The sequence below is a fragment of the Empedobacter sp. UBA6305 genome (assembly GCF_002440405.1).
GTDB lineage: Bacteria > Bacteroidota > Bacteroidia > Flavobacteriales > Weeksellaceae > Empedobacter > Empedobacter falsenii_B.
In genome coordinates this window covers 20,676-32,860 of the sequence record NZ_DJTP01000001.1, presented here as the reverse complement: position 1 = coordinate 32,860, position 12,185 = coordinate 20,676, and the positions used below count along the sequence as shown (strand labels likewise).

At 34.3% G+C, this 12,185-nt stretch carries 13 protein-coding genes; 12 read left to right on the top strand and 1 reads right to left on the bottom strand.

Annotated elements, in window-relative coordinates:
- Window positions 1–48 precede the first annotated feature (48 nt).
- Both hppD and B3M86_RS00165 read left to right on the top strand, forming a co-directional pair.
- Window positions 49–1,179, top strand: coding sequence for a 4-hydroxyphenylpyruvate dioxygenase (gene hppD, locus B3M86_RS00170; protein ID WP_286500594.1), 1,131 nt, complete (start codon window positions 49–51; stop codon window positions 1,177–1,179).
- A 144-nt stretch (window positions 1,180–1,323) separates the two neighbouring features.
- A complete protein-coding gene (locus B3M86_RS00165; protein WP_260509578.1) occupies window positions 1,324–2,112 on the top strand; it encodes a phosphatase PAP2 family protein in 789 nt (262 codons plus the stop codon).
- On the opposite strand, the gene B3M86_RS13895 is transcribed toward B3M86_RS00165, so the two are convergent.
- A complete protein-coding gene (locus B3M86_RS13895) occupies window positions 2,109–2,249 on the bottom strand; it encodes a PLD nuclease N-terminal domain-containing protein (RefSeq protein ID WP_407933297.1) in 141 nt (46 codons plus the stop codon). The genes B3M86_RS00165 and B3M86_RS13895 overlap by 4 nt on opposite strands.
- Window positions 2,250–2,414: 165 nt before the next feature.
- Here B3M86_RS13895 and B3M86_RS00160 point away from each other — a divergent pair, with 165 nt between their 5' ends.
- From B3M86_RS00160 to B3M86_RS00115, 10 genes are all read left to right on the top strand, one after another.
- Window positions 2,415–3,674 (top strand): dihydrolipoamide acetyltransferase family protein, encoded by a 1,260-nt coding sequence (locus B3M86_RS00160; protein WP_291076565.1) that lies wholly within the window; start codon window positions 2,415–2,417, stop codon window positions 3,672–3,674.
- A 5-nt stretch (window positions 3,675–3,679) separates the two neighbouring features.
- Window positions 3,680–5,734, top strand: coding sequence for an alpha-ketoacid dehydrogenase subunit alpha/beta (locus B3M86_RS00155; protein WP_291076567.1), 2,055 nt, complete (start codon window positions 3,680–3,682; stop codon window positions 5,732–5,734).
- Between the two features lie 115 nt (window positions 5,735–5,849).
- Window positions 5,850–7,187: a phenylacetate--CoA ligase family protein gene (locus B3M86_RS00150; protein WP_291076568.1), complete on the top strand. Its 1,338-nt coding sequence runs from the start codon at window positions 5,850–5,852 to the stop codon at window positions 7,185–7,187.
- Window positions 7,188–7,191: 4 nt separating this feature from the next.
- The gene (locus tag B3M86_RS00145; protein WP_115000316.1) at window positions 7,192–7,764 is read left to right on the top strand and encodes a TetR/AcrR family transcriptional regulator; all 573 of its coding nucleotides are present in this window, start codon (window positions 7,192–7,194) and stop codon (window positions 7,762–7,764) included.
- A gap of 1 nt (window position 7,765) precedes the next feature.
- On the top strand, window positions 7,766–8,848 hold the full coding sequence (gene paaE, locus B3M86_RS00140; protein WP_291076569.1) for a 1,2-phenylacetyl-CoA epoxidase subunit PaaE: 1,083 nt from the start codon (window positions 7,766–7,768) through the stop codon (window positions 8,846–8,848).
- Window positions 8,849–8,870: 22 nt separating this feature from the next.
- The gene (paaA, locus tag B3M86_RS00135) at window positions 8,871–9,836 is read left to right on the top strand and encodes a 1,2-phenylacetyl-CoA epoxidase subunit PaaA (RefSeq protein WP_038335708.1); all 966 of its coding nucleotides are present in this window, start codon (window positions 8,871–8,873) and stop codon (window positions 9,834–9,836) included.
- Window positions 9,837–9,840: 4 nt separating this feature from the next.
- Complete coding sequence (paaB, locus tag B3M86_RS00130; RefSeq protein WP_038335709.1) at window positions 9,841–10,128, top strand: 1,2-phenylacetyl-CoA epoxidase subunit PaaB; 288 nt, start codon at window positions 9,841–9,843, stop codon at window positions 10,126–10,128.
- A gap of 3 nt (window positions 10,129–10,131) precedes the next feature.
- A complete protein-coding gene (gene paaC, locus B3M86_RS00125) occupies window positions 10,132–10,908 on the top strand; it encodes a 1,2-phenylacetyl-CoA epoxidase subunit PaaC (protein ID WP_291076571.1) in 777 nt (258 codons plus the stop codon).
- Window positions 10,902–11,390 carry a 1,2-phenylacetyl-CoA epoxidase subunit PaaD gene (gene paaD / locus B3M86_RS00120; RefSeq protein ID WP_219035122.1) on the top strand — a complete coding sequence of 163 codons (489 nt, stop codon included), beginning with the start codon at window positions 10,902–10,904 and terminating at the stop codon, window positions 11,388–11,390. Before paaC ends, paaD begins: the two co-directional genes overlap by 7 nt.
- 6 nt (window positions 11,391–11,396) lie before the next feature.
- On the top strand, window positions 11,397–12,182 hold the full coding sequence (locus tag B3M86_RS00115) for an enoyl-CoA hydratase-related protein (protein WP_038335712.1): 786 nt from the start codon (window positions 11,397–11,399) through the stop codon (window positions 12,180–12,182).
- Window positions 12,183–12,185 lie beyond the last annotated feature (3 nt).

Genomic DNA, 12,185 nt, shown 5'->3' with positions numbered 1-12,185 from the left:
TACATTTTACTTTTTACTGAATACAATAAAATAAAAAACACAATAAAAATGAGTACACAAACATTTGCTGAAAAAATAGCATTAGCACAAGACTTTCTTCCAATTAATGGAACCGATTATATCGAGTTTTATGTTGGTAATGCAAAACAATCTGCACATTATTACAAAACAGCTTTTGGATTTCAGGAAGTTGCGTATGCTGGCCCAGAAACTGGAGTGAGAGATAGAGCTTCTTATGTTTTACAACAAGGGAAGATTCGTTTGGTATTAACTTCTGGTTTAAAATCAGATTCTCCAATTTGTCAACATGCAATGAAACATGGTGATGGAGTTAAAATTTTAGCACTTTGGGTAGATGATGCGTACGATGCTTTTGAGCAAACAACGAAACGTGGAGGAAAACCTTATATGGAACCAACTACGATTACAGATGAGTTTGGTGAAGTAAAAATGTCTGGAATTTATACATATGGTGAAACCGTGCATATGTTCATCGAACGTAAAAATTATGAAGGTCCTTTTATGCCAGGCTATGTGAAGTCTGAATCAACATATCAACCAACAGATTGTGGTTTATTGTATGTGGATCATTGCGTTGGTAATGTGGGTTGGAATCGTATGAACGAAGCGGTTGCTTGGTACCAAGATGTCATGGGATTTGTAAATATTTTATCGTTTGATGATAAGCAAATCAATACAGAATATTCAGCATTAATGTCGAAAGTGATGAGTAACGGAAATGGTTATTCAAAGTTCCCTATTAATGAGCCTGCAGAAGGTCAAAAGAAATCTCAAGTAGAAGAATATTTAGATTTTTACGAAGGAGAAGGAGTGCAGCATATTGCAGTTGCAACTAAGGATATTGTAAAAACTGTGACAGAACTTAAATCTCGTGGAGTTGAGTTTTTATCAGCGCCACCAGAGGCTTATTACGATATGATTCCAGAGCGCGTTGGTGAAATTGATGAGGATATTAAGAAGTTACAAGATTTAGGAATTTTGGTTGATTGTGATGAAGAAGGTTATTTGTTACAAATTTTTACGAAACCAGTCGAAGATCGTCCAACATTATTCTACGAAATTATCGAGCGTCATGGAGCGCAATCGTTTGGAGCAGGTAATTTCAAAGCATTGTTTGAAGCTTTAGAAAGAGAGCAAGAGCGTCGAGGAAATTTATAAATAGATATTTTTTAAAAGCCATTGGATTATTTCTAATGGCTTTTTTCTTAATCAAATCTTAAGTTTTGTGTAAGGAGGTTTCAAATACATTTGTTCAATAAAATGAATGTGAAAATGAACCAAATTAAAACAAAAACGATAGTCATGAATTGTGTATTACTTTCAATATTTTCTATAAAAGGGAATGCACAAGATACAATTCAGCAAACTAAAACCGATTCAATTCAACTTGATTCTATTCCAAAGCAAATATTTAATCCAGAAGATAAAGTTTATCATTTCAACGCCAAAAAGTTGATTATTCCTGCGACTTTAATTACATATGGAAGTCTGAGTTTGGCAATTCCAGCATTGGATAATTTGAATAAATCTACTCAAAACGAAATTTTAGAAGATAAAACAAAAGGAAATAAATTTGATAATTATACACAATATTTACCTGCAGCAGCGGTTTATGGATTGAATTTGGCTGGCGTTCAAGGGAAACATAATTTACGAGATCGTACAATTATTTTTGCAACATCTCAAATCATCAATACAGGTTTGGTGATGGGGCTAAAACACACTGTACAAGAAGAAAGACCCGATGGTACAAACAATCTTTCTTTTCCTTCTGGACATACGGCGAATGCATTTTCTACGGCTCAATTTATGTTTCGAGAATATCAAGATTCTAATTTTTGGTTGAGTTTGGCTGGATATCCTTTGGCAGCTTTTACAGGTGTTTATCGTGTTATCAATAATCGCCATTGGGTTGGAGATGTTGTTGCTGGAGCGGGAATAGGGATTTTATCTACGGAATTGGCGTATTGGTTATTTCCTACGATTAACAATTGGTTTTCTCCAAAAAATAAAGAATCAAAAGTGGCGACAATGTTTTTTCCTGTTTATCAAAATAATCAAGCGGGAGTTGGTTTGGTGATGAGGTTTTAGTTATTTATAACCATATTTCGACCTTTTAAATAATATAAAATAGGACCTAAGTATGGAATTAATACTACAACAAAAATCCATAGAAATTTTGTTTTTAAATTTCTAAATTGATGTGTAATAACATGTATTAAACACATTATAGGTAAAAAGGTCATTGTTAATACAAAAAGAAACCATATCCCAACAAAAATATCTTCCATTGTTTAATTAATTTGCGTAAAACTAATGAATATTTCAACTAACATTCATTAGTTTTTATAAAAAATCATTATCTTCAACGCTCAAAACTGCAAACAAATAAAATGAAGAATATAGAACTAACGATTCCAAAATTGGGAGAAAGTGTAGAGTCTGTACAATTGGTTCGTTTTACAAAAAACGTTGGCGATTTCATTCAAGAAGATGAAGTAATTGCCGAAGTTTCGACGGATAAAGTAGATTCTGATGTGCCTTCTACAACTGCTGGAAAAATTATTGAGTTTAGATTTAATGAAGGAGATGAAATAAAAATAGGAGAAGTTTTCGCTTTAATTGAGCCTTCAGAAACTCAACAACAATCAGCTCAAAAAACTGAAAATGTTGAAGAAAAAAAGATTGAAACTGTTACAACTTCGCAAGTTATAAATTCAATCGATACAAATCATTTTTTATCACCTTTGGTAAAAAGTATTATCCAAAAAGAAAATCTTCAATCAACAGATATTTCACAAATAAAAGGTTCTGGTCGTGATGGAAGAATTTCGAAAAATGATGTATTAAATTATATTCAAAATAAATCATTTACAACTAATAATTCAAGTAATACTTTAAATAAAAATAATATAGTTTCAAGTTCTTCTTATGGAGCGAAAGATGAAATCATTGAGATGGATAAAATGCGTCAATTGATTTCAAAACACATGAAAAAGAGCAAACAAACTTCGCCTCATGTGACGGCTTATGTAGAACCTGATGTTACGAATTTTGTAAAATGGCGAGAAGAAAATAAAGCTGCTTTTGAAGCTAAATACAAACAAAAATTGACATTTACACCGTTAATTGTAGATTGTGTTGTTCGTGCAATTAAAGATTTTCCATTGATTAATGTATCAGTTGATGAAAATGAGACTAAAATAATCAAACACAATGAGATAAATATTGGAATTGCAACTGCTTTACCAAACAATAATTTGATTGTTCCTGTCATTCATCAAGCCAATGAATTAAATTTAGAAGGTTTAGCAAAAGGTGTAAATTCAATTGTAGATAAAGCAAGAAATAATAAACTTTCGCCAGATGATGTTCGTGGAGGGACGTTCACAATAAGTAATGTGGGGACTTTTGGTAATTTGATGGGAACGCCAATTATCAATCAACCTGAAGTGGCAATTTTAGCGACTGGTGTAATCAAGAAAAAACCTGCGGTTTTGGAAACTGAATTCGGAGATATTATTGTGGCGAGACAATTTATGTATTTGTCACTTTCGTTTGATCATCGTGTGATAGACGGATCTTTGGGAGGCGTTTTCTTGAAACGAATTTCAGATTACATGGAGAATTGGGATGTTAACACGCAAATTTAATCAGAATGGAAACCACATTATCAACAACAACATTACTTAAACAAGCATACGAATTATTGGTTACTGCAAAATCTTTAACCGAATTATACGAAGAAAATAAAGCTGTAACAAGCAAATATGTACATGCAACAGCGCGTGGACACGAAGCAATTCAAATTGCAACAGGATTACAATTATTACCACAAGATTATTTAAGCGCATATTACCGAGACGATGCAATGTTACTATCAATCGGAATTACTCCTTACGAATTGATGTTGCAATTATTGGCAAAACGCGACGATATTTTTTCTGGAGGAAGAACCTATTATTCTCATCCAAGTTTGCGCCGTGATAATATGCCGAAAATTCCGCATCAAAGTAGTGCAACTGGAATGCAAGCGATTCCAACAACAGGAATTGCGATGGGAATGCAATACAAAGAGTTAGAAGGTCTTTGTGATGAAGAAGTAAAACCAATTGCAGTTTGTTCGTTAGGAGATGCGTCTTGTACGGAAGGCGAGGTGGCAGAAGCTTTCCAAATGGCAACGTTGAAACAATTACCAATTTTATATTTGGTTCAAGATAATGAATGGGATATTTCGGCTTCGGCAGATGAAATTCGTGCACAAGATATCGCTCATTATGCAAAAGGTTTCAATGGTTTGGAAGTTTTTGTGGTTGATGGAACGGATTTCTTAGCTTCTTATGAAACGATTCAACGTGCAATTGAAATTATTCGTACAGAACGTCGTCCGATTTTGGTTCATGCAAAAGTTCCTTTATTGAATCATCATACATCTGGCGTTCGTAAAGAATGGTACAGAGATGATTTAGAGGAAGCACAATCTCGTGATCCTTACGATAAATTAAAACATACTTTATTAAATGAAGGTTTCGATGAAAATGATTTAATCGAAATTGAAAATAAGATAAAAGAACAAGTTCAGGCAGAATATCAAGAAGCATTAAAAGCAGAAGATCCACGTTCTGAAGATTTATATACGCATGTTTTTGCGTCAACACCGATTAACGAAGAAAAAGGAAATCGTTCACCAGAAGGAAAAGAAAAAACAGTAATGGTAGATTCTGCATTGTTTGCGATTCGTGAATTAATGGCAAAACATCCAGAAGCTTTATTATATGGACAAGATGTAGGATTGCGTTTGGGCGGAGTTTTTCGTGAAGCAGCAACTTTAGCAAAACAATATGGTAAAAATCGTGTATTTAATACACCAATTCAAGAAGCGTTTATAATCGGATCTACAGTTGGAATGTCTGCAGTTGGCTTAAAACCAATTGTTGAGGTGCAATTTGCAGATTATATTTGGCCAGGATTGAATCAATTGTTTACAGAAGTAGCGCGTTCTAATTATTTATCAAATGGTAAATGGCCTGTTTCGATGATTTTACGTGTGCCAATTGGTGCGTATGGAAGTGGAGGCCCTTATCATTCAAGTTCTGTAGAAAGTGTTTTGACGAATATTAAAGGAATTAAAATTGCGTATCCATCTACTGGAGCGGATTTGAAAGGTTTGATGAAAGCAGCATATTACGATCCGAATCCTGTGGTAATGCTAGAGCACAAAGGGTTGTATTGGAGTAAGACAAAAGGAACAGAAGATGCTGCGACAGTTGAGCCGGACGAAGATTATGTATTGCCTTTTGGTAAAGCACGTGAAGTTTTAACGGCTGAATCTTCTCAAAATCATAATTCTGTTACGATTATTACATACGGAATGGGAGTATATTGGGCAAAACAAGCAGCGAAGGATTTTCCTAATCAAGTCGAAATTATCGATTTAAGAACTTTAGTTCCGTTAGATGAAGAAACAATCTTTAATAGTGTAAAAAAACACAATCGTTGTATTGTTTTGACAGAAGAAGCGAAGCAAAACTCTTTTGCACAGAGCATTTCAGGCTTAATTAATGAAGAGTGTTTTGAGTACTTAGATGCACCAATTCGTGTGTTAGGAGCGCAAGATATGCCAGCAATTCCATTAAATTCGACTTTAGAAGCAGAGATGTTACCTAATGCTGAAAAATTAAAAACATTGATTAATGATGTTTTATCTTATTAAAAGACAATAATTAGTATGAATTGTATTTTTTACACTAAAAAAACTAACGTTTGTTAGTTTTTTTAGTTTTTTTGATTAAATTTGTTATTATCAAAAATCAAAATCTGCAAAAATTATGATATTTAATCCCGAGATAGAACAAATGCCAATTGAAAAATTGCGCGTTCTTCAAAACGAAAGACTTCAAAACATGTTGCAAAAAGTGTATAACAATGTACCTTTTTACAAAGAAGCATTTGATGCAGCTGGAATAAAACCAGAAGACATCAAAGGTGTTGAAGATCTACACAAATTACCTTTTACCAAAAAAACACATTTAAGAGAGAACTATCCGTTCGGATTATTTGCAGAACCAAAGAGCAACGTAATCCGTTTACATTGTTCAAGCGGCACAACAGGAAAACCAACTGTTGTAGGTTATACCAAAAACGACATCGAATTATTTTCAGAAGTAGTAGCACGTTCTTTAGCAGCTTCTGGATGCGAACCAGGAATGACATTACAAAATGCCTATGGTTATGGTTTGTTTACTGGAGGTTTGGGATTACATTATGGAGCAGAAAAATTAGGAATGACAGTTATTCCTATTTCTGGTGGAAATACTGAAAAACAAATCATGTTGTTGAAAGATTTTCAGGCTGATGCGATTTGTGCAACACCATCGTATGCATTAACAGTAGCTGAGGAAATCAAAAAAAGAGGAGAATCGTTAGAAAGCTTAAATCTTAAGTTTGCGATTTTGGGATCAGAACCATGGTCAGAAGCGTTACGTCAAGAAGTAGAAGGAAGTTTGAATATCAAAGCGTCTAATATTTATGGATTGAGCGAAATTATCGGACCTGGTGTATCTAATGAAGATTATGAAGAGCAAGGATCAGGATCTTACATTTGGGAAGATCATTTCTTTCCAGAAATTGTAGACGAGAAAACAGGTGAACCTGTGCCTTACGGACAACCTGGTGTTTTAGTGATTACAACATTAACAAAAGAAGCTTTACCATTGGTGCGTTATTGGACGGGAGATATCACAACCCTTACGTACGAACATTCTAAGAAAAGAACGCATATCAAAATGGGACCAATTATTGGTCGTGCAGATGATATGATGATTATTAGAGGTGTAAATTTCTTTCACACGCAAATCGCTGATTTTATTCCAGAATTCCCAGAATTATCACCAAATTATCAAGTAGTTTTAACAAAACCTAAAAATATGGATGCTGTAGAAGTTGGATTTGAAATTAATCCTGACTATTTTGCAAGCCAAGGTTTCACTTGTGATAATTTGAACGACGAATCTAATTATGCATGTTGCAAATTAATCTCTAATATTCACAAAAAAATTAGAGACAATATTGGATTAGGAATGAATGTTAAATTGTATCAAGTTGATGAACTTCCGAAAAGTGAAGGAGGAAAATTAAACCGAATTATCGATAACAGACATTTATAAATATATGCCTAAACAAAGTAAAAAAGAACTCATTATTCAAGAAGCTGCATTAATCTTCAAACAAAAAGGTTATTCGGCAACATCAATGCGCGAACTGGCAGAAAAGGTCGGAATGGAAGCGGCAAGTTTATACAATCACATTCGTTCGAAGGACGAAATTTTAGAAGAGATTTGTTTTAAAGTTGCCAATCAATATGTTTCTCACATTAGTTCGATCGAAGATACGGACGAATCAAATGTTCAGAAATTGAGAGATTTAATTCAATTACACGTCAGAATGATTATTGATGAGCCAAACGAAGTTTCTGTTGCAAATAATGATTGGAAAAATCTTTCGGATACGAAAAAAGAATTGTACAAAACTATTCGAAAAGGATACGAAAAAAGAATCGCTAATCTTATCAAAGCAGGAATTGCAGCAGGCGAATTTAAAGATTTGAATGTTTCGGTTGCTTTATTTACTTTATTATCATCATTACGTTGGATAGAATTGTGGTACAAACCTGGACGAGATATCTCACCAGAGCAATTAGAAAATGACTTAATGACACTATTAATTAACGGATTTCAAAAATAATATGGCTATAAATTTTCACCAATTACGCGTTAAAAATGTAAAAAAGGAAACACCAGATTGTGTATCCGTTACATTTGAAGTGCCAGAAGAATTAAACCAAGAATTCAAATTCAAACATGGTCAATATTTAACGTTTAAGAATTTTCACAATAACGAAGAAATTAGACGTTCTTACTCAATTTGTTCAAGTCCTTTGGATAATGAATTAAGAGTTGCTGTAAAGAAAATTGAGGATGGAATTTTCTCGACATTTGTTAACGATACAATCAAAGTTGGCGATGTTCTTGATGTAATGACTCCACAAGGAAATTTCTTTACAGAAGTACACGAAGACAACAAAAAGTTATATGTAGGAATTGTGGCGGGATCTGGAATTACACCAGTACTTTCGATTATCAAAACAGTTCTACAAACAGAACCTAACAGTCAATTTGTGCTGTTATATGGAAACAGAAACAAAAGTTCGATTATTTTTAAAGAAGAAATCGAAGCATTAAAAAATAGATACATGGAACGCATTAGCGTTTACAATATCTTGAGTCGTGAAACGGCTGATGCTGAGATTTTGAGTGGTCGTATTGATAAATCAAAAATTGAATATTTCTTGCAAAATATCATCGATCCAAAAGAAGTAAGCGAAGTTTTCCTTTGTGGACCAGAAGAAATGATTTTAAGCGGTCGTGACGCTTTTGTAGAAGCAGGAGTTGATGCAAAACATTTGCATTTCGAATTATTCTATAGTGCATCTGCAGAAGCGAAAAAGGTAGAGCGTCAAAAAGCTGTAAAACAATCAGATGATACAATGAGTAAAGTAACCATCAAATTAGATGCAACAGCTTTACAGATTGATTTGGGTTACAATGGCGATACAATCTTAGATGCGGCTTTACAAAACGGAGCTGATTTACCTTATGCTTGTAAAGGTGGTGTTTGCGCAACTTGTAAGTGTAAAGTAGAGAAGGGTGAGGTAGAAATGGACATCAACTACTCACTTGAGCCAGATGAATTAGAAAGAGGATTTGTATTAGCGTGTCAAGCGCACCCTCGTTCTGCAGAAGTCGTGGTAGATTTTGATGCCAAATAATCAACTTTAAAAACGTTTAGAAATGAGTGCAAAAGAAATTGATTTTCAAGAAATCTTCGATAATAAGATTGAAAATGAAGTTCGTATCGAACCAAAAGACTGGATGCCAGACGCATACCGTAAAACATTAATCAGACAAATCTCTCAACATGCTCACTCAGAAATTGTTGGGATGTTACCAGAAGCAAACTGGATTACAAGAGCGCCTTCATTAAATAGAAAGAAAATCTTATTAGCGAAAGTTCAAGACGAAGCTGGTCACGGATTATACTTATATTGTGCTGCTGAAACATTAGGTGTTTCCCGTATTCAAACATTAAATGATTTACATTCAGGTAAAGCTAAATATTCATCAATCTTCAATTATCCAACCCTTACTTGGGCAGATATCGGAATGATTGGTTGGTTGGTAGATGGAGCTGCTATTCTGAATCAAGTTCCATTATGTAGAACTTCTTACGGACCTTATGCTCGTGCAATGGTGCGTGTTTGTAAAGAAGAATCTTTCCACCAAAGACAAGGTTACGAAGCATTAGTGGTATTATCAAAAGGAACACCAGAACAAAAAGCGATGTTGCAAGATGCAATGAATCGTTGGTGGTGGCCTACATTAATGATGTTTGGACCAAAAGATGAAGAATCATCAAACTCAGAATTATCAATGAAATGGAGAATCAAACGTTTCTCGAATGACGAATTACGTCAACGTTTCGTGGATATTTCTATTCCTCAAGCCGAATATTTAGGATTAACTATTCCAGATCCAGATCTAAAATTCAATGAAGAAACAGGTCACTACGAATTCGGAGAAATTGATTGGGAAGAATTCTGGAATGTTGTGAAAGGAAACGGTAAATGTAACAAACAACGTTTGGATGCTCGCCGTAATGCTCACAACGAAGGAGCTTGGGTTCGTGATGCTGCAACAGCTTACCACGAAAAAAGAAAACAAAGAGAATTAGAAAAAGAACAACGCAAAAACGCATAAAAAGATGGAAAATAGAGATTGGCCTTTATGGGAAGTATTCATTAGAAGTAAACAAGGGTTAGACCACAAACACGTTGGGAGCTTACATGCTGCTGATGCTACAATGGCACTAGAAAATGCACGTGATGTATATACGCGTCGTTTAGAAGGTGTAAGTATTTGGGTGGTAGAATCTGCTAATATTCATGCTTCTAATCCTGATGAAGCAGAACAATTTTTTGATCCTGCAGAAGACAAAGTTTACCGTCATCCAACTTTTTATGATGTACCAGAAGAAATTAAAAACATGTAATTTATGACAAGTACAGTTTATCAAAACAATCAAAATTACATCGATTTTATCTTACATTTAGCAGATACAAATCTAATTTTGGCACAACGTTTATGCGAATGGTGTGGTCATGGTCCAATTTTAGAACAAGACATCGCAATGTCTAATATGGCGTTGGATTTATTAGGTCAAACATCTAATTATTATGACTATGCGGCTGAAATGATTGGAAATGGAGCAACAGAAGATACGTTGGCAATGTTACGCGAAGAGCGTGAATACAAAAACTTATTGTTAGTTGAATTACCAAACGGACATTTCGGTGATACAGTTGCACGTCAGTTCTTTTATGATTCTTACCACGCGTTATTGTTAGAACAATTCTTGAAAGTAAAAGATCTTAAATTACAAGCTATCGCTGAAAAATCATTGAAAGAGGTAAAATATCACTTAAAATGGTCATCAGAATGGATGATTCGTTTAGGGGATGGAACACAAGAATCTCACGATAAAATTCAGGAAGCTGTAAATAATATTTTACCTTATGTAAAAGAAGCGTTTTTATTAGCGCCTTACCAAAAAGCTTTAGTTGAAGAAGGATTAATTTTAAGTCCAGAAGAATTCCAAGCGACTTGGTTAACAAATGTAAAAGCAATTTTAGACGAAGCGACAATCAAAGCTGATGTAGAAAATGCTTTTGTACAAAAAGGAGGTAAAGAAGGTGTTCATACAGAGCATTTAGGATTTATCTTAACAGATTTACAATATTTACAAAGAACTTATCCAGATTCGCAATGGTAACCGAAAAAGAAATTTGGCAATACATGGAGGAAGTCGCTGATCCAGAAATTCCTGTGATTAGTGTAATTGATCTTGGTGTTGTGCGTAAAATTGAATTAATTGACCAAGAAAGTGTCAACGTTACAATTACGCCTACGTATTCGGGATGTCCTGCTATGAGTGCAATTTCAATTTCTGTTCGTTTAAAATTAATCGAAAAAGGATTCAAAAATATCAATGTCATTAATCAGTTGAGCCCTTCGTGGTCAACTGATTGGATGACAGAAGAAGGAAAGCAAAAAATGAAGGCTTATGGAATTGCACCGCCAACCAAAAATCCTTCGAGCGATGAGCTCTTTTCAGACGAACAAAATGTAGAATGTCCACAATGTGGCTCTACAGATACCAGACTTATCAGTCAATTTGGTTCTACGGCCTGTAAAGCTATGTATCAATGCAATAGTTGCCACGAACCATTTGATTATTTCAAATGTCATCATTAAAAAATTATGGAAAATTCAACATCAATCCTATACACACAAGAGGGAGGAATTGCTACGATTACGTTGAATCGTCCTTCTGTTTTTAACAGTTTTAATCAGGAAATGATTAAATCTCTTCAACATCACTTGGATGTTGCAGCTCAAGATGTTTCTGTTCGTGCAGTGGTTTTAACTGGAACGGGAAAAGCATTCTGCGCTGGTCAAGATTTAGGAGAAGTTTTAGAAGAAAAAGAAATCGACTTCAATAAAATCGTTCAAGAAAATTACAATCCATTGGTTCTTAAAATTAGAAATATGGACAAACCAGTTGTTGCTGCTGTAAACGGTGTTGCTGCCGGTGCGGGAGCAAATTTAGCTTTGGCTTGTGACATTGTTGTTGCGAAAGAATCGACAAATTTCATTCAAGCTTTTTCTAAAATTGGTTTAATCCCAGATTGTGGAGGAACTTATTTCTTACCTCGTTTAATTGGACTTCAAAAAGCAACTGCTTTAATGATGCTTGCAGATAAAGTTTCGGCGGCTCAAGCAAAAGAAATCGGAATGATTTATGAGTTTTTTGCTGACGATATTTTCGATGCTGAAGTTGCAAAGATTGCTGATAAATTAGCCAATCTTCCAACAAAAGGTTTGGCTTATACAAAGAAATTATTGAATCAAACATTTAATAATTCAATCGAAGAACAATTAATTCAAGAAGGATTATTTCAAGCTAAATCAGGGAATACATCAGATTATCAAGAAGGTGTAGACGCATTTATCGAGAAAAGAAATCCTGTTTTTAAAGGCGAGTAAGAA

Coding starts and splice junctions, on each gene's coding strand:
- hppD (WP_286500594.1), top strand. CDS start 49: ATGAGTACACAAACATTTGCTGAAAAAATAGCATTAGCACAAGACTTT.
- B3M86_RS00165 (WP_260509578.1), top strand. CDS start 1,324: ATGAATTGTGTATTACTTTCAATATTTTCTATAAAAGGGAATGCACAA.
- B3M86_RS13895 (WP_407933297.1), bottom strand. CDS start 2,249: ATGTGTTTAATACATGTTATTACACATCAATTTAGAAATTTAAAAACA.
- B3M86_RS00160 (WP_291076565.1), top strand. CDS start 2,415: ATGAAGAATATAGAACTAACGATTCCAAAATTGGGAGAAAGTGTAGAG.
- B3M86_RS00155 (WP_291076567.1), top strand. CDS start 3,680: ATGGAAACCACATTATCAACAACAACATTACTTAAACAAGCATACGAA.
- B3M86_RS00150 (WP_291076568.1), top strand. CDS start 5,850: ATGATATTTAATCCCGAGATAGAACAAATGCCAATTGAAAAATTGCGC.
- B3M86_RS00145 (WP_115000316.1), top strand. CDS start 7,192: ATGCCTAAACAAAGTAAAAAAGAACTCATTATTCAAGAAGCTGCATTA.
- paaE (WP_291076569.1), top strand. CDS start 7,766: ATGGCTATAAATTTTCACCAATTACGCGTTAAAAATGTAAAAAAGGAA.
- paaA (WP_038335708.1), top strand. CDS start 8,871: ATGAGTGCAAAAGAAATTGATTTTCAAGAAATCTTCGATAATAAGATT.
- paaB (WP_038335709.1), top strand. CDS start 9,841: ATGGAAAATAGAGATTGGCCTTTATGGGAAGTATTCATTAGAAGTAAA.
- paaC (WP_291076571.1), top strand. CDS start 10,132: ATGACAAGTACAGTTTATCAAAACAATCAAAATTACATCGATTTTATC.
- paaD (WP_219035122.1), top strand. CDS start 10,902: ATGGTAACCGAAAAAGAAATTTGGCAATACATGGAGGAAGTCGCTGAT.
- B3M86_RS00115 (WP_038335712.1), top strand. CDS start 11,397: ATGGAAAATTCAACATCAATCCTATACACACAAGAGGGAGGAATTGCT.